At 47.6% G+C, this 18369-nt stretch carries 12 protein-coding genes; 7 read left to right on the forward strand and 5 right to left on the reverse strand.

Annotated features, from left to right (window positions below; genetic code table 11):
* Position 1: 1 nt before the first annotated feature.
* The 3 genes from QFZ48_RS03705 to QFZ48_RS03715 form a co-directional block, all read right to left on the reverse strand.
* Entirely contained in the window at positions 2-2209 is a 2208-nt protein-coding gene (locus QFZ48_RS03705; protein ID WP_429061193.1) for an alpha-galactosidase, read from the reverse strand.
* Positions 2210-2299: 90 nt separating this feature from the next.
* Positions 2300-3958 (reverse strand): RagB/SusD family nutrient uptake outer membrane protein, encoded by a 1659-nt coding sequence (locus tag QFZ48_RS03710; RefSeq protein WP_429045638.1) that lies wholly within the window; start codon positions 3956-3958, stop codon positions 2300-2302.
* Between the two features lie 39 nt (positions 3959-3997).
* Positions 3998-7087: a SusC/RagA family TonB-linked outer membrane protein gene (locus QFZ48_RS03715; protein ID WP_429061195.1), complete on the reverse strand. Its 3090-nt coding sequence runs from the start codon at positions 7085-7087 to the stop codon at positions 3998-4000.
* A gap of 246 nt (positions 7088-7333) precedes the next feature.
* On the opposite strand from QFZ48_RS03715, the gene QFZ48_RS03720 reads away from it, so the two are divergent.
* The gene (locus QFZ48_RS03720) at positions 7334-8806 is read left to right on the forward strand and encodes a M28 family peptidase (protein ID WP_429061198.1); all 1473 of its coding nucleotides are present in this window, start codon (positions 7334-7336) and stop codon (positions 8804-8806) included.
* A gap of 36 nt (positions 8807-8842) precedes the next feature.
* On the opposite strand, the gene QFZ48_RS03725 is transcribed toward QFZ48_RS03720, so the two are convergent.
* Together QFZ48_RS03725 and QFZ48_RS03730 are read right to left on the reverse strand one after the other, a co-directional pair.
* A complete protein-coding gene (locus QFZ48_RS03725; RefSeq protein WP_429045633.1) occupies positions 8843-9187 on the reverse strand; it encodes a winged helix-turn-helix transcriptional regulator in 345 nt (114 codons plus the stop codon).
* Between the two features lie 70 nt (positions 9188-9257).
* Positions 9258-9893: a DUF4142 domain-containing protein gene (locus QFZ48_RS03730; protein ID WP_429045631.1), complete on the reverse strand. Its 636-nt coding sequence runs from the start codon at positions 9891-9893 to the stop codon at positions 9258-9260.
* A 329-nt stretch (positions 9894-10222) separates the two neighbouring features.
* Between QFZ48_RS03730 and QFZ48_RS03735 the strand changes: the two genes are divergently transcribed.
* The 6 genes from QFZ48_RS03735 to QFZ48_RS03760 all read left to right on the forward strand — a co-directional run bounded on the left by QFZ48_RS03735 (position 10223) and on the right by QFZ48_RS03760 (position 18308).
* Positions 10223-10825: an RNA polymerase sigma factor gene (locus QFZ48_RS03735; RefSeq protein WP_429045629.1), complete on the forward strand. Its 603-nt coding sequence runs from the start codon at positions 10223-10225 to the stop codon at positions 10823-10825.
* A 56-nt stretch (positions 10826-10881) separates the two neighbouring features.
* Positions 10882-12075 carry a FecR family protein gene (locus QFZ48_RS03740; RefSeq protein ID WP_429061200.1) on the forward strand — a complete coding sequence of 398 codons (1194 nt, stop codon included), beginning with the start codon at positions 10882-10884 and terminating at the stop codon, positions 12073-12075.
* Between the two features lie 258 nt (positions 12076-12333).
* Positions 12334-13251 carry a carboxypeptidase-like regulatory domain-containing protein gene (locus QFZ48_RS03745; protein WP_429061201.1) on the forward strand — a complete coding sequence of 306 codons (918 nt, stop codon included), beginning with the start codon at positions 12334-12336 and terminating at the stop codon, positions 13249-13251.
* Positions 13151-15919, forward strand: a complete 2769-nt coding sequence (locus QFZ48_RS03750; RefSeq protein ID WP_429065457.1) for a SusC/RagA family TonB-linked outer membrane protein — start codon at positions 13151-13153, stop codon at positions 15917-15919. The genes QFZ48_RS03745 and QFZ48_RS03750 overlap by 101 nt, the downstream gene beginning before the upstream one ends.
* A gap of 11 nt (positions 15920-15930) precedes the next feature.
* Positions 15931-17355 carry a RagB/SusD family nutrient uptake outer membrane protein gene (locus tag QFZ48_RS03755; RefSeq protein WP_429045622.1) on the forward strand — a complete coding sequence of 475 codons (1425 nt, stop codon included), beginning with the start codon at positions 15931-15933 and terminating at the stop codon, positions 17353-17355.
* 26 nt (positions 17356-17381) lie between these two features.
* Positions 17382-18308: a hypothetical protein gene (locus tag QFZ48_RS03760; RefSeq protein ID WP_429045620.1), complete on the forward strand. Its 927-nt coding sequence runs from the start codon at positions 17382-17384 to the stop codon at positions 18306-18308.
* The last annotated feature ends 61 nt before the right edge of the window (positions 18309-18369 follow it).

The raw sequence follows: 18369 nt of genomic DNA on the forward strand, positions 1-18369 counted from the left end.
ATCAGGATACTTCGTTGATCTGGATAACCACGCTGGTTCTTTTAACATTCAGCTGCGGATTAAACCCGATGTTCATTAAAAATTCGCCGGTAAATATAGCATTATCCGGGATAGTTGTTGCTTCGCCGGGATAAAGATTAATTTCTTTCAGGCGGTATTTCTTTGCAGGGTCCAGGCCCTTTAACCGGATGGGAAATTTGCTGCCTTCGCCATAGCGGTAATTGACCAGGTAGTTAAACAACACGCCGGTGGTTTTCTTTTCATCGAGATACATTATGGCGGCTACGCTGCCCTCGTGCGGATCTGCCAACCGGTACTGGTCACCGTGCCAGATCACCTCTTTCAAAGCACTATAATTGTTAATCGCCTCCTTGCAGAAAGCAAGATCTTTCTCTTTTAAATCTTTTACCACAATGTCAAAACCCAGCTTGCCCATCATGGCTACATCCACCCTGAACTTAATCGGTTGTTTTCCCCAGTCGGTTACGTGGTTGGCGCTGGCAATAGCCGGGTAGAAATAGGAATTTTCCCACTGGATGTAGATCCGCTCCAAAGGATCTGTATTATCGCTGGGCCAGTACTCCGTGAAGTACTGCAACGCGGCATAGTCCACACGGCCGCCGCCACCGGAACAAAGCATCATCGACACCTTTGGATATTTAGCGCGTACCCTGGCCAGTACTTTATACAGGCCCCGCACATATTCCACGTATAACTGCGATTGCTGCTGCCGCTGGTAAGCCGACCATGCGTTGTAAATAACGGCATTACAATCCCACTTAATATAAGATAATTTAGGCGCTTTTATGAACAACGAATCCACCACCTTAAACACAAAATCCTGCACCTTTGGATTACTTAAATCCAGCACCAGCTGGTTCCGGAAATAATGTTCTTCGCGGCCGGGTTGTCTTAACACCCAATCGGGGTGTGTGGCATTCAGCTCACTCTTTGGATTCACCATTTCCGGCTCTATCCAGATACCAAATTTCACCCCGTTGAGCTGTGCCATGCTATCCAGTGCAGCGATGCCGTTAGGCAGTTTTTTGCGGTTCTCCTGCCAGTCGCCCAGCCCTGCATGATCGCTGTTACGCGGGAACTTATTCCCAAACCAGCCATCATCCAGCAGGAACAGGTCCACGCCCAGGTCTTTGGTATCTTTTAATAACCCTTTCAGTGCAGATTCATCGAAGTTGAAATAAGTGGCTTCCCAGTTATTCAGTAACGTAAGCCGCTCTCCTTTTCCATCCGGTATTCTATAATTCCTCGCCCAGCTTTGCAGCTTACGGCTGGCCTCTCCTTTTCCTTTTGTGGAAAAGGTATAGAGGAACGGCGGTGTTTCAAAAGCAGTATTTGTTTTTAATACATAGGGAGATGCATAATTGTTGATCCCTGCTATGATCCGTAAGTTATCCAGGTTGTCAAGTTCCAGATCGATCCTGAAATTTCCGCTCCACTCCAGCGATCCGTATAGCACGCTGCCCTGGTCTTCTGTAGCCGGTTGATCCAGCGACACCATAAATACCGGCGGCTGGAATAAATTGGCGCGGGTGCCCAGTTTGGAGTCCAGCGTTTTAATGCCATGTGTAAGCGGTGTTTCCTCCGGCTGCATTTCTCTTGCCCAGTCGCCATGATACTGGCGGAGCCAGTAACGGGGAGCTTTGAGATAAAGATTGGCAGATGCAAATTTCTGCAGGGTAACATTTCCCTTTTCCTGGTGCCTGATCACCGACCATTGCTCTATTACATCTTCCGCTTTATATACCTTATAGTACAACGTTACTTCAAACGGGTATACCGGGTCTTTCAGCAGGATGCTGATTTCTTCCACACCGGCTCCGCGGGCAGTCACCTTATGACTTACATAACGCAGGTCCAGTGCATTGTTGCCATCGGCATGCGTTACTGCGATGGCAGGTTCCATCAGGTTTTTTGTGCCGGCGGCAGCATAAGCGGCATTGGATACGGTTGAATAGTCTTCGGTTTGTTTGTATGCCAGCGGCGCCTGTTGGTATTCTGCCGCATTGGATAGCTTAGTACCAAAGTAGATGGTAGACAGTTGTCCTTTTGCATCTACCTGCAATACCACGGCGTTGTTCTTTGATTCCACAGGTATCGTCAATGGCCTGGCATCCTGTGCGAATGCTTGTCCGCAGCAGCACATCGCCAATAACCAGATGCCCTGTTTTAAATGGAAGAATCGTGTCATGAAAAAAATCTTTTAAATTTATAGCTACAGGTCTTTATGCGCAATACGGATAACAGGTTGCCCGCTATCCGTATCATTTTAAGGAGAATATCAGTACCCGTCATTCTGACGGAGTTTTCTTCCGGATGAATTTATTTCTGATTGCGGAACAGGCACCCAGTAATTTTTTGTTTTATCAAATTTGCGGTTATCCAGCGCAATAATCCTGGTATATACGATTGTACCATTGGATTGTTTGGATGGTAATATGCCGTAGCCCGGAATATTTTCTGTCACCTCGGCGATCTTCCACCTGCGTACATCGAAATAGCGGTGTTCTTCAAAAGCCAGTTCAATGCGGCGTTCGTTGCGGATGCGGATACGCATGCTGTCGGCCGATAATCCTTTCGGCAGTTCAGGCATGCCTGCCCTTGCGCGGATATCATTTACGGCTTTATACACGGTATTATCCGGCCCTGCAGCCTCGTTCTGCGCTTCAGCATAATTGAGCAGCACTTCTGCATATCTTAAATACTTCCAGGGCTGGTAAGCGGTTTGATTCGGATTTTCAACCGGGTTGCCTTCATTGATATATTTTCTTACGTAGTAGCCGGTAGGACTGGTATTCCAGTTGCCGTTACCATCTTTACTGTCTTTACCGCCGGGAAGAAATGTTTCCACGTTGCGGGTTCTGTAAGGCGCGCCGTTATAGAGAATGCTGGCATAAAAACGCGGATCCCTGTTCTGGTAAGGATTTGCTTTTTCTGCGGGATTGTTCCAGTCGAAACGGGAGCCATCAGCCATTTCATAATCGTCAACCAGGTTTTGCATCGGGGTATTCCCACCCCATCCGCCATACCCATTAGGGCCGTTGACCAGTTCCAGGTTGGTGTGCTCATTGGTAGGAGAATATACCCGTTCAAAGATATCTTCACTGGTGCCGCTGATGGTGAATAAAGTTTTGTAGTTGTTGTACAATGTAAACTTGTTCAGCGCCATTACATCTGCGGCGGCAGCAGCGGCGGCGGCCCATTTTGTTTTATCGTTGGTTCCTTTGGTATACAAGGGGCTGGCGGCATACAGCAACAGGCGCGCTTTCAGCGCCAGCGCGGCGGCGTATGAGCCACGGCCAGTGGGGTAGCTTTTATTCTGCATCATGGCAGCAGCTGTATTCAGTTCATTCACGGCATACTGAATACATTCCTGCACCGGTTTACGGATAAAAAGCGAATCGAAATTGGTATCATCCAGGTTGTAAACACGGTCGCCTACCAGCGGCACATCACCGAAGTTGCGGATCAGGTCCTGGTAGCGGTAAGCGCGGATAAAATGAAGTTCCCCTTTCAGTTTTTCTTTACCATAATCACTCATCGGCACTTTATCGATATTGGCTAAAGCGTAGTTTACTTCGCGGATGCTGCGGTAGCTCCTGATCCAGGTATCGCTCATCCAGCCGGTTCTGTCCGGGGTAAGGGCGCCCTGTTGCACAAACCAGGTGTTGTTGTCCCATACCACCATGGATTCGTCCGTTACAGAACTCATCCAGGCATCTTCAAAACCGCGGCCAAAGCCTGGTTTTCCACCATCGTTATTGCCGCCTACACCGATATATCTTCCTGTAACATAGGCTTCTGCCAGCGAGGAATCGCCCCACACGGCCGCATCGGTGATGATGCTGGTTGGTGTGGTATCAAGAAAATCTTTCTTACATGCTCCTAGTGCTGCGAGGCCGGCCGCTACCAGGATCAGTGATATATTTTTAGTCTTCATTTCTTTGCAATTGAGATAATAAATGATTTGTTCCCCCGCTTAAAAATTCACATTCACACCTACATTAAACACTTTCTGCTGCGGATAAAAATATCCGCTGCCATCGGTGCCTTCCGGATCTATTTGTTTTACTCTTGTAAAGGTGAGCAGGTTAAAGCCGTTCACGTAAAAGCGGGCGGATTTAACAGATGCCCTGGATAGCAAGGCAGTTGGGAGATTATAGCCAATCTCCAGATTTTTAAGGCGTAGGAAAGAAGTGTTCCAGTTCCAGAAAGTACTCGGGTATGCACCGAGGTTGCTGGAATTCGGTCTGGATACCGGGCGTGGCCAGGAAGCGTTGGTATTTTCCGGCGACCAGCGGTTATCTGCCCATTCCTTGAGAAAGGAGCCAAATTCGCCGGATTCCCAGAGGAGGTATTGTGCGGATTCGCCTTGTCCCTGTAACAGTATATTCACATCAAAATTTTTCCATGACGCGCCTAACGTGATCCCATATACGATTTGCGGAATATTGTTCTGGTCTACCCTCACCCGGTCTGCGGCAGTGATTTCTTTATCACCGTCATAGTCTTCCAGGATCAGGTCGCCGGGCCTGGTGCCGGGTGCATGCGGCGTGGCATCGATCTGCGCCTGGTCTTTGAAGATGCCGATGCTGCGGTAATACAGGCCAGCGTTGATGGGGTGTCCTTCCACTTTTTGGTACGACAGGGTACCGGGGGCTTCATCCAGGAAAATGACTTTATTTTTGATAAAGCTGAAGTTACCGCCGATATGGAATTTCACGTCATTAAAATGGGTTTCATACATCACGGAGGCTTCAACTCCCTTGTTGGTTACCTTACCGATATTTTCATCGGGAATCTGGCTGCTGCTGATACCGCTTACCCCCGGAATACTTAAATTTCTCGGCGCCAGGATGTTGTCTCTGGTTTCGCTGAATACATCCAGGGTCACATTAAAGTGGTTGAATAAAGATGCGTCTATACCGATGTTGGCCTTCTTCGCTGTTTCCCAGGTGATATTTGGATTCGCGAGTTTGGCATATACAATGGTGGGAATATTGGCGCCGTAAGGTTGCCCTGCGTTTGTTAAAGTGCTCAACACGTTGGTTTGCAGGTTCAGGTTCTGAAGATACTGGTAGCCGGGCGCATCGTCAGGTTTAATATTTTCATTTCCCAGCAGGCCGTAGGAGGCACGGATCTTTAAGCTGTTGACAGCACTTTTATTAAACCACGACTCTTCCGAAATGCGCCATGCTGCCATTGCGCTGGGGAAAAATCCATATTGTCTTCCCGGGGCAAAAATAGAGGATCCATCTTCGCGGAGCTGTACATCTAACAGGTACTTCTCGGCGTAATTATAACTGATACGCCCGAAGTAACTTCTGCGGGTAATAATATAGCTGCTGCCATAGTTACTTGCATCCGTTGGCAGCGCGCCACCCTGGCTCAGTTCCGGCAACAAGGTAGTAATGTAGTTCTGACGTGCGGCCCCAAAAGTTTCATAGGTTGTTTTCGATTGCTGTACGGCTGCAAACGCGCTGAGCTGATGCTTACCAAAATGTTTATCATAGCTCAAACGGAGAAAAGAGTTCAGCAGTGTATAATTGATCTGGCTTTCCGACAAGGATGGGTTATTAGGTCCGCCTTTCACCGGGTTATAGGTTTGTGCACCTTTATCGTACTGGTACACGATCCAGTTTTGAGCCAGCTGTTTATCAAATTCGAAACGTTTATCGATAGATACCATTCCATCTACGGACAACCCTTTGGTCAGTTCGTAACTCGCTTTACCGATGATACTGCCGGTGGTGATAGGTCTTTTATCCGCACCGGATAACTGCGCCATTGCCAGTGGATTTTTTCCCATTTCCACGCCAGCGCCCATGAGTCCATTCGGATAGTAAGCCGGTAGTGTTGGATAGGTGCGGTAAAGGAATTCAAATACGTTGGAGGCGCCAAAACCGGCCAGGGCGGTCTTTTCTTCCTGGCGGCCGGATAGCTGCACCGTTGCTTTAAATTTGGAAGAGAAGTTAATATCGAAGTTTGCGCGGATGTTATATTGTTTATAATTGAGTGGACTGCTGCGATACAATCCATCCTGGTTCAGATAACCACCGGAGATATAATACGAAAGTTTATTGCTGCCACCGGAGAAGGAAAGATTGGCAGAAGTCTGAGGCGCCAATGGTTTCATCAGTTCCTTTTCCCAGTCTGTATTCGGGTAAGACACCGGGTCTTTCCCATTTCTGAACAATTCTATTTCCGCATCAGAATAGCGCTGGTGCTGGCCTTGCGACGGGTTGTTATAATAGCCTATTTCATTTACGATAGTAGCATAGGTAGCCGCATCCACAAATTCCGGCAGCCGGGTGGGTTTAATAAGTCCCTGGTTCAGGTTAAAGCTGAAATTTGTTTTACCTGCTTCTCCTTTCTTCGTAGTAACCAATATAACACCGTTTGCGGCCTGCGAGCCATAAATGGCCGCGGAGGCATCTTTCAGGATACTGATGCTTTCAATATCGCTGGCATTTAAGCGGGAAAATCCGCCGAGCGCATTGGGTACGCCATCAATTACAATTAAAGGTGCAGAGTTGCCGGTGGTGGCCACACCACGGATCAGCAGGCGTGCATCATCGTAACCTGGTTCCCCGCTGGTGTTGGGCGCAATGAGGCCCGGCATACGGCCTACGAGTGAGTTGGAAATATTGGGTTGCGGGCTCCTTACGATCTCTGCACTTTTCACCGCTGCAACCGATCCTGTTAACGTAGCTTTTTTAGTGGTGCCATATCCTACTACCACCACGTCGTTCAGGTTTTCAACAGAGGGCTCCAGCGCGATCGTAGTGAAATCGGTGGTAAGTAACAACTCCTGCTGCCGGAAACCAATTCCTGAAACAACCACCGTATTGCTGCCGGCGGGCATTGCGAGCACAAACCTGCCTTCCTCATCTGTTTTGGCGCCGGAAGTGGTGCCTTTTACGACTATAGAAATAAATGGTAGTGGTGATTTGTCGGTGGAACTGATGACTTTACCTTTGAATGTTTTTTGCTGTGCATACCCTGGTATGCACAAACAAAACGCAGCAAAAAATGCGATGACGCATTTCAGCAAGTGTCTGGCAATCATTTTTTTTTAATTTAAAACGTAAATGGAATACGAATGGTGGAACATGAATCGTGGAACGGCGCTGTGATCCCATCATTCATAACGTGCTTTTTTTAGTTGACCTGTACTATTCACATCTGTACTATACTATACTATTCTACAAATATAATTTCCGGTTTTCAAACTTCCAAAAAAAATTCCCTGGTCATCACCGGGATGAATATATTAGACCCTATTACCGTATTTTTATTACAGAAAGATATGCTTATGACAAACCGTTTCTCCGCAGCATTGGCTGCATTGTTGTTAACCACCAGCGCATTAATGGCACAGCGTAACAAGCCCATAGACGCCATTAAAGCGGACGATATCAAAAAAGATCTGTACTACCTGGCCGACGATCATTTCAGGGGCAGGGAAGCCGGCACATTGGACGAACTGAAGGCATCCGTATGGCTGGCGGAGCAGGCGCGTAAAGCCGGGCTTGAACCTGCCGGCGATGATGGCACCTACCTCCAGTTCTTTTCCCTTATAAGGGAACGGGTAAGTAACCACAGCACCATCAGTGTAGGCAACCGGCCATTTCATTTGTGGCAGGATGCCATTGTGTATGAACCCAGCTTTGCAGCGGTGGATGCCCCCATTGTATTTATTAAGGACGCCGACACCGTATCTGAGGCCACCATACGGGGAAAAGTAGTGGCGTTACAGTTTTCCGCCAAAGGCATCAATGATCCGCGTGTATGCATACCCACACGATACGCAGGCATAGTGGTGAACTATTGGGCGCGGTACCTCGCGGCCAAAGGTGCAGTAGCTATTATCTTTGTTGCTGATGAACTGGCACAGAAAGGATGGTCAAAAGCCACGCAATATAACAACCGCGGTTCCTACCAGATAGAAGGCAGTCTTTTTCACCGGCAGCTGTTAACCGGCGTTCCCATTATCTGGCTGCAACAGGATGCGCTGCCGCTGGTACAGCAACCAGGTCAGCAACTGAAAGCGCATATCTTTTCCGAGTCGTTCACCTATCCGTCTGTAAATGTAGTAGCGAAAGTAAAAGGCAGCGATCCTAAACTGGCGGGAGAATATGTAGTGTTTAGCGGTCACCAGGATCATGACGGGGTAAGGAATGTAGCGGGAGTGGCCGACTCAATTTACAACGGAGCAGACGATAATGCCAGCGTAAGCGTTGCCTTGCTGGCCATTGGCCGGGCTTTTCATCAGCAACCAGGTAAGCGCTCTACGCTGTTCATCTGGCATGGTTCGGAAGAACGGGGGCTGTTTGGCTCCACCTGGTTTGCCGATCATCCAACAGTGCCCCGCGAATCGCTCGTAGCCGTATTAAACGCGGATATGATCGGTAATAATGCACCCGACAGCGCCGCTCTTCTTGGCCTCATTCCGCCTCACCTCAGTTCTTCCGCGCTGGCAAAAATAGGACTGGAAGAAAACCAAAAAGGGCCGCGGTTTAAGCTGGATACAGCATGGGACAAAGCCTCTCACCCGGAAGTATGGTACTTCCGCAGCGATCACTATCCTTATGCAAAAAAGAATATCCCGGTATTATACTTCAGCTCATTGCCGCATGCGCTTTATCATACCCCCGGCGATGAAGCCGCCACCATCAATATAGAAAAGCTGACAAAAATAGCCCGGTGGATGTATGCCACCGGCTTTACCGTATCCAATCTTGCAGAACGGCCGGCAATGGAACCCGGCTTTCAGCTGGAAAGGTAAAATATAAGAAAGCAACTGCCCTAAGCAGTTGCTTTCTTATATTATAATCTGCTCCTCCTTCATCAGGAACACGCCATAAGCATTCAATGCATCAATAACAGACAATGCCTGCCGGGCTCTTTCAGTGAGTGCATAATCCACTCGTGGAGGCTTCTCCTGGTATGCCTTCCTGGTGACCATATTTTTTTCTTCGAGGTCGCGCAATTGCGTGATCAGCATTTTATCGGTGATATGCGGTATGGATTTTTTCAGATCACCATATCTTACAGGCCCTTCCTGCAACGCCACGAGGATAGGAATTTTCCAGGTGCCACCGATATAATTCATCGCAAATTCAACAGGACTGTAATACAGCCTGTTCTGATGCCGGAAATCTTTCATGCCGGAAATTTACTCACGGATTCCCGGTTTTTTGCCTTTACATACCAAAAAGTATATAACAAGGCTATTTCTATTCGTAAGGTGGCGGGCCAACCGGTATCTCCTTAATGCCTAACCGCTTCTGCAACTGCTGCACAGAATCAAGATGCGCATATAACATCGGCAGATTGGCCGCCGCAAATGATTTTATATCACTGTCTGTTGCATTCTTTGCTGCCCGTTGAAATTCCCGGATGTCTTTTTTATGGTCGCTGAGCATCGCATTTACATAAGCCCTGTCGAATTCGTCTCCCTTCTTTTTTCCAAGCCGATCCTTTTCTTTCTGTTGGGAATTTGAGATGGAATCCGGCAACGTTATTTTTTTGGAAGCGGCTAATGCCTTTATTTGCGCTCCCCCGCCGCTGTGATCTTTTACCATCAATGCACCGAAATCCTTTACCTGTTGGTTCCGGGAATTTGTTTGTGCCAACTGTCCCAGTTGCACTTCCATCATTCCCCCACTGGCTGCTTCCACCACGAAATCAGCATCTGCCTGCGACAAAACCACTGATACCGAGTCCGAGGACTTGTTGTTCATAATCTGGCTGTCGATCCGCTCACTATTGGCTTCTTTCGCTTTCTTCTCACTATCTGCAGACCTGTTGTTACAACTCCATAAAAGGAATGCCAATGGCAGAGTATAATAAACCAAAAATGAGTTTTTCATAATACCCTCCTTTTTTGAAAAAAAAGCCCAAAACATATGCCACGTGCGTCAAACCAGGTATTTATTTCTTTATGAGCACCAACCAGCCGTCTGGTTTTTGCAGCAGGTTGAAACCAACGTCCGTACGAAGGCGGGCGAGATTAAGATGGTACCGGAAACTTATCCGTTTGGTACGTAAAACTGGTTTCCCATTATATGAGAACACACCCATCACTGACCAATTATTATAAATTCATAACAATTTAATTTTCAACTTCTTAAACACACCCCTTTTTCCTTGAGAATTTTTGCTCTAGTTTGTGCTTCCAAACATGAACATAAAATAAGCATTGTCAAGTAAGCAAGCATACGGGGAAATTGAGCTGATATCTTCTTTTCAGCAGGGCGAACACAAAGCACTGCATCAAATTTATGCGCTATACCAGCGGCCACTCTGCTTTTTTACGGAACAGCTGACTTCCGATACCATGGCCGCAGAAGATATTGTTTCTGAATGCTTCATCCAGGCATTTCAAAAAAAAGAGGACTTTCCTACACTCGGGCAACTCAAAGCTTTCCTGTTCACCGCAGCAAGGAATGCCGCCCTCAATTATCTCAAGGCGCAAAAACGACATGGTGATATTCACCAGTCGATAGAAAGGAACGCCGACCGCTTTTCCATAGATGTTGAAAAAGCCTATATAAAAACGGAGGTCACCCAGGCTATTTTTCTTGAAATTGAAAAACTGCCGCCACAATGCCGGCAGGTTGTCCGCCTTTCCGTTATCGACGGGAAAAGGCCGCAGGAAATAGCCGACGAACTTAATATGGCCTACCAGACCGTTCTGAACCAAAAAGCAAAAGGCGTAGGATTATTACGTACCGCTCTTTTAAAAAATGAGCTGATATCCCTTCCAGTCCTCGTTTCCGCACTATTAATGCTGCAGCGGTAATTTTTTTTGAAAAGGGCGGTATAAAAAGAGGAGTTAGTTGTTTTAGTAGTATCGACATGACTGAGAACAATCATTACATAGCCGGCCTGATTGGCAAATACCTGGACAATAGTCTGAATGCTGACGAGAAGATGGCGTTAACGGAATGGATCAACGCCTCCGATGACAACCGTCATCTTTTTGCGGAATTAAGCGATCAGCAACAGCTGGTGGCGAACCTTCAGCGGTTTTATGCCTATGATGCTGACAGGATTTCCAGGAAGATCAGTGAACAGATTCCCGGATTTGACCAACCCATTATGAGGCCGGTTCACCGGGTTCATTTTATCCGCAGATGGGGCTGGGCAGCTGCTGCGGCACTGCTGCTTGCAGGAAGTGCCTACCTGCTGGTAATGAATAAAAAAGATCAGTCACCGGCCATCGCATCCAATGTAACGGATATCACTCCCGGCAGCCAGGGCGCCATACTTACCCTCGCCGACGGACGGCAGGTAGTGCTGGATAGCCTGACCAGCGGGGTTGTTGCGCAGCAGAGCGGTACTTCCATCGTACTGTCGGATGGTAAACTCAAGTATGATCCTTCCGGGGAAGCCGTCTCCGACATTCAATATAACAAAATGACCACGCCCAAGGGGCGGCAATTTCAGCTGACCTTACCTGATGGAACAAAGGTGTGGTTGAATGCAGCCAGCTCTATCCGCTACCCTACTGTATTTGCTGGTAAGGAACGAAAAGTGGAGATATACGGGGAGGCCTGTTTTGAAGTAGCAAAAGATGCCAATAAACCTTTCCTGGTAAATGTAAATAATAAAGCTTCCATAGAAGTACTGGGCACGTTGTTCAACGTAAACGCCTACGAAAATGAAAAAACGATCAATACTACATTGCTCGATGGAAGCGTAAAAGTAATCAATGAACCTGCCAGCGTAATCCTCAAACCTGGCCAGCAGGCACAGATCAGCAACACACCGGGAGGAAAAATAGCTATAGTAAACAAACCGGACATTGAAAAAATAATGGCCTGGAAAAGCGGCCTGTTCAACTTTGAAGGCGCTAATCTTGAAGAAGTAATGCGACAGCTGGAACGCTGGTACAATATAGATGTAGTTTATGAAAATGGTATACCGGATATACAATTCATGGGAGAAATGAGCAGACAAATTTCATTAACAGACCTGCTGGAAATATTAAGGAGAACAGAAGTAGACTTTAGAGTAGAAGGACGCAAATTGATTGTGCTGAATAAATAAGTATCAGTTACACTGCACCGGGAATCACAGAAGGGGCCTGCATGGCCCGGCCTGACTATGTAATTTAACAAGCCAACCATTAAAAAACCGTCACGGATTGCGGCCGTGACGGTGTATTTGACTTAGTTGGTTTCTAAACGGTTTATTGCAATTCACATTTATTAACAACCAAATCTCATGCAATTTATGCAAAAAAAATGCTATTGGCCGCCGGATCGCCGGGGAAAAAACACGGGCCTAACCAAAATCTTTCTGGTAATGAGACTTACTGTCATTCTATTAACAGCCGCCATCTTTCAGGCAAGTGCCTCGGGTCACGCACAAACCGTTACCCTGTCGGGTAAAGCCATCCCTATCAAACAAGTATTTAGTGCTATTAAGCAACAAACCGGGTACGTAGTTTTCAGTAATAATAACACGATCAATGATGCAAGGAATGTATCGCTTTCTGTACGGGATATGCCCCTGAAAGACTTGCTGAATGAAATATTGAAAGACTTACCCGTTACCTACGTGATCAAGGACAAAACGATTGTACTGTCACGCAAAACAATACCAGCCGGCGATATCCTGGCTCCTCCAAATACGATTACCGGCACCATCCGGTCTTCCACTGGTGAACTATTGCCAGGCGTATCTGTCCGGATAAAAAATACGGTCAACGGTACCATCACCGGTTCCGACGGGTCCTTCTTCTTTAACCGTCCACCTGAAGATGCCGTATTCGTGATCAGCATGCTGGGGTATGAAACCCTGGAAATCGCTGTTCTGAAGGGCGACAACGGATATACCGCCAACACGCTGGATAAAGCACAATCGAAGTCGCTGCTGGTGAAAGAAGGAGCCAACCTCCTGCTGAACATTACGCTGAACAGGAAAGACCTCGAAATGAACGACGTGGTGATCACCGGGTATATGAACGTGAATAAAAAGAATTACGTAGGTTCCGTTTATTCCGTAAAGGCAGATGATATCAAGATTGCCGGCGAAACCAGCATCGATCAGATGTTACAGGGCGTTGTACCGGGCCATGTCTGTTATCACGCAATCAGGACAGGTAGGTTCCACGCCAAAGATCCGTATCCGCGGTACCTCCACCATCCTGGGCAACCAGGAACCGGTTTGGGTAGTAGATGGCGTAATCCAGCGCGATCCCCTGCCAATGCCCAATGGTAGCGGATCACTGGCAGGAGATATGAGCGAACTGCGGCTGATCGCCTCCAATGCCATTTCCTGGCTCAATCCAAACGATATTGAAACCATCACCGTTTTAAAAGATGCTTCGGCCACTGCTATTTATGGTTCACAGGCAGCTAACGGCGTAATTGTGCTCACCACGAAAAAAGCGCGCCCCGGCCAGTTATCGGTGTCTTATAGCTCCAACCTCACAGTGGGTCAGAAACCTACCTACGGCGACTTCGACCTGATGAACTCCCAGGAACTGATGCAGTTTTCGAAAGAAGTATACGAAGCCCGCGACAGCTATACCGCTGAAGTATTGCCGATCGGCTACGCCGCATTGATCCAGCAGTTACAGAGAAAAGAAATCGATTATGCCACTTATATGGAACGGTACCGGAAGCTGGAAAACCAGAATACCGACTGGTTCTCACTCCTGTTCCGCAACCCGTTCAGTCAGAATCATAGCCTGAGCATCTCCGGCGGTACCGAGAAGATCTCCAACAGAACCTCTTTCAGTCTTCAGCAGCAGAACGGGGAAGCCAAAGGGAATGACCTTACTTCTTTCGCCGCTTCCTCCAATACCACTCTCCGGTTCGGAAAACGGCTGACCGTAAACCTGATGCTGAACGGCAGCCGGCGGGAAACAAATGGTTTTTCGTATGGCGTAGATCCGTTCAACTATGCTTATAATACTGCCAGAACCATTCCTATGTATAATGATGACGGATCCCTTTTTTACCATGAGAAAAGAGGAGAATCCAGCACCGTTTTCCCCGGCAACAACAGCTACCGGTATAACATTCAGAATGAAATTAATAATACAGGAAATAAAAATGTTACCAATAACCTCGCATCTACTGTAGATGTAAACCTGCAGTTAACAAAGGACCTGCAATACCAGGGACTGTTATCTTACACCCTTACCAATTCCAGCGTAAAATCCTACGCAACGGAATTATCTTACTTTATCACCCAAACAAGAGGATATGAGTTCGGCAGCGTACTGTCCAACTCTCCGCAGGAACTGGCCAGCCGCCTGCCTTTCGGAGGACTCGCACAACTGCAGAACGCCGACAACAGTGGCTATACCTGGAGAAACAGCCTGGTATATAACCACTTATTTGGTACCCGCCATGCCGTGACCCTTCAGGCTGGAATGGAAGCCAGATCCGCATTAATGCAGGGTAACACCGATACCCGTTATGGTTATCTACGGTATCGCGGGGAAAGCTATGCACCTGTTCCGGTAATGCCCGCGATGATTTCTGCCAATGGCGACAACCTGCTTGATCTCATGCGCACAAATTCAGGAATCGTCAATCAAAAAAGTAATTTCCTGAGTGAGTACTTCTCTGCGGTATATGCTTTTGATCAGCGATTTATCTTCAACTTCAATGCGAGATTGGATGCCTCCAACCGTTTTGGCCAGGATAAAAACAAGAAATTCCAGCCAACCTGGTCGTTTGGTGGAAAGTGGCGCGTTGCCAATGAAAAAATCCTGAGCTCCGTGAAATGGCTGAACGCACTTGACCTGTCTGCCACTTACGGCTACCAGGGAAATGCAGTGGAAGCGGTATCTCCTTACCTGATTGCCACCGACGGAGGACTTAGCAATGTATTCAAACAATATGTCCTCAACATCAAATCGCTGCCTTATCCTGAACTGGGTTGGGAGAAAACAAAAACATGGAACTTCGGACTGGACCTGGCAATGTTTAACGGCCGCCTGAGCGCCACCGCCAACTGGTACAAAAAAAGCAGCAATATCCTGGCTTCACGGGACGTACCCATTGAAAATGGGATGAACTCCGCTACCGTATTTGGTTCCCTGATGGAAAACACCGGGTACGACCTGATCATCAGCGTAGTGCCGGTGCGTACGAAAGACTTCATGTGGCAGTTTTCTGTGAATACCGGTCTTGCCCGGAACGTGCTGAAACAAAACGAAAGGATCAATACAAAAGATGATTACCTGAACGGAACTGCTATTGTGAACGGAGAGGCTTACTCCACCTTTTATTCCTTTGCCTATGCCGGTTTAAATCCAGCCAATGGCGTGCCTCTCTTCAAAAACATGGATATTAAACCTACTGCCAATGACCTGGATTACCTCGTTAAATCCGGTAAGCTGGATCCCGATTTTTCCGGCGGATTCAATACCATGGTGCGATATAAAAACCTTTCGTTAAGCGCGCAGTTTGCTATGGCTTTCGGAAATCAAAAAAGGCTGCCGGTGTTCTACAATTCTTCCGGGGCGCCTACTCCTGAACAGAATGCACCCAGGATCCTGAAGGACCGCTGGAAACAACCTGGCGATGAGCAGCACACCAACATCCCTGCTGTTCCACCCGGTAATCCCCGCAGGATAGAGTTCTACCTGCCCACGATAGCGTCAAACAGAGTAACGCCGTATGACCTGTATAATCAATCCGATTACATGGTGGCAGATGCTGACTTTATCCGTTGCCGGCAGATTGCGTTGAACTATGAGTTTACACAGGAACTGCTGAAAAAGATACACATCAAACGACTGAGTACGTCCCTCAGCATGACCAACCCATTCCTGGTAACTTTTGACGACGCATGGAGAGGTTACGATCCGGAAACAAACGGATGGCCTGCCCGCAGAACAACGTCATTATCTTTTAATATGACTTTCTAATATTGAAGCGCATGAAATATAAGTTATTTGCTGTTTTCTTTGTCTTCACGGTGCTGACATCCAGCTGCACCAAATTCCTGGAAGAACAATCACAGAGCGAGATTATTCCCAAAACGGCTACCGACTTCCGGGAGCTATTGATGGGATCAGGTTATATGGGAAATCAGGAGCCAACTGATTTTCTTTCCCGCATGGACGACGATGTGGACCTGAACATTGAATGGGGCGCGGGCACCCCCTACACTATCGTAGGCACCGCTACGGTTAAAACAGATTACCTGTTTTATACCTGGCAGCCCCAGTTGGCCGACAGGAATGGGTTAGGCGATCTTATCAGTGAAGATCCCGCGTCTACCGCCTATTACTATTTTTATGAGAAGATAATGGGATGTAACGCTGTACTGGATAATATCAATACCGCGATCGGCAGCCAGCAGGATAAAGACAGGGTAAAAGCCGAAGCCCTGGCGATGCGGTCGTTCTATTATTTCCGGTTGGTAAATCTCTATGGAGCACCTTACAACAACAATCCACAGGCGCTTTCCATTCCTTTAAAGCTGAACTCCAATGTTACAGCCGAATACACGGAGCAGTCGACCGTGGCAAGGGTGTACGAGCAAATCGTTAACGATCTGAAAGAAGCTGCCACGCTGATGGATCCGCTGCCTGTTGCGCGCAGGGACTTTCACATCAATCAACCAGCCATTCACATTCTTTTGTCCAGGGTATATCTCTATATGGAAAAATGGGAAGAGTGCGTAGCAGAAGCCAGTAAAGTTTTTGAACAGTCGTCAGTACTGATGAACATGACCGGCATCACCACTGGTTACTGGCTCACCTATACCAACCCTGAAGTAGAGTGGATGTTTGGTGCAAAACCGCAAGGGGGCGACCAAACCGCCTTTATTCCTTCTCCGGATCTCCTGTCAGTTTTTGATCAGAACAATGATGTGCGCCTAAAATATGGTATAACGAATTCAGGTGGCACACCGCTCATCACGAAGTATACAATCATAAACGGAGAACTGACCCAATGCATTCGTACAGCAGAAGCAGTGTTAAACAGGGCGGAGGCAAACGTGCAGCTCGGAAAACTGCCTGCTGCCATGAAAGACCTGAATGACCTGCGCCGTACACGCATCATTGGTTACACAGATGAAAATATTGGCGACAAGGCAGCACTGCTGCAGGCAGTCCGGGTAGAGCGCCGTAAGGAATTTTTCCTGGAAGGATTCCGCTGGTTTGATCTCCGGCGCTATGGCATGCCTGCCATTACACACCGGTATCAGCATGAGCCGGGGGAAGCGGTATTGCATTATACCCTGAAGGAAAAAGATCCGATGTACACGCTGCCTCTTCCCAATAGCATACTGCAGAGAAACCAGGCACTGAAACAAAATCCATCCGGCACTATGCCCGACAGGATCGGCCAGTAATGTTTAACAAGCAATAACATCATAACATGAAGCATATATTTCTAATCGGCTGCATCTCCAGCATATTACTATTTTCCTGTGCGAAGGATACTGAAATCGGCGCACCAACGCCGATCGGACCTGATTATGTTTTACCGCAGGGCAACGCCCCAAAAGAGGCAAATGATAAAATTCAACAGCTCTATAACAACTACGGATCTTACTTCCTGTATGTGTTTACACAAAAGGATTTTGAATGGATGCAGGCAGCCGGCGGCAGCGCATCAAAGATCGATACAGCGGTATTGGGCAACCCTGCTTATACCGGTGATATGCTGAATTTCCTGAACGATGTGTGGTTGAAATTCCTGCCGGATGATTTCAAGAAAAACCAGGGGATTCCTTACCGCGTTCTCATGGCAGATACCATCAAACAATACAGGACCGGGTATCCCCCCGGCAGGGAATACCTCTACTTCGATTACAAGGTAGTAGGTAAGTCCATCACTTTCGCCGGCATGAACGCATCACTGCGTACCATGACCCCGGCTCAAAAGGTGGACAAAAAGAATGTCCTGACAGGCGCTATCTGGAACTATTATATCAGTAATAATATTCTTGATATTCCGGCAGCATTCTACACGGTCAGCAATTATGCGGCAGAAGCAGCACCCACAGCGCCGCTGTCCATTCCTGCCAACCTGGAGGCCTTCCGCAGCAGGGGCTTTTTACCAACCAGCTATGATGCCCTCAGCGGCAGAATAGGTGAATGGTATTATGGCACCTATTCCTGGGGAACGGCCAAATCAAATGATATCACGTCATTTATCATGCATATTACAACCCGGACGGATGCACAAATGCAGCCTTACCTGCAGTATCCGCTCATTAAACAGAAGTTTGATATCCTGGTGGATTATTACAAAACAAAATATCATATAGATGTGCGTGCTATCGCCAACGCCACCTACTGATGTATAACCTTTCCTTTCGCCCGGGGCTTCGTCCCCGGCGAAAGGTATCTTTCAGCAGCAC

The sequence above is a fragment of the Chitinophaga sp. W2I13 genome (assembly GCF_050434005.1).
In the GTDB taxonomy this organism is placed as follows: Bacteria; Bacteroidota; Bacteroidia; order Chitinophagales; family Chitinophagaceae; genus Chitinophaga.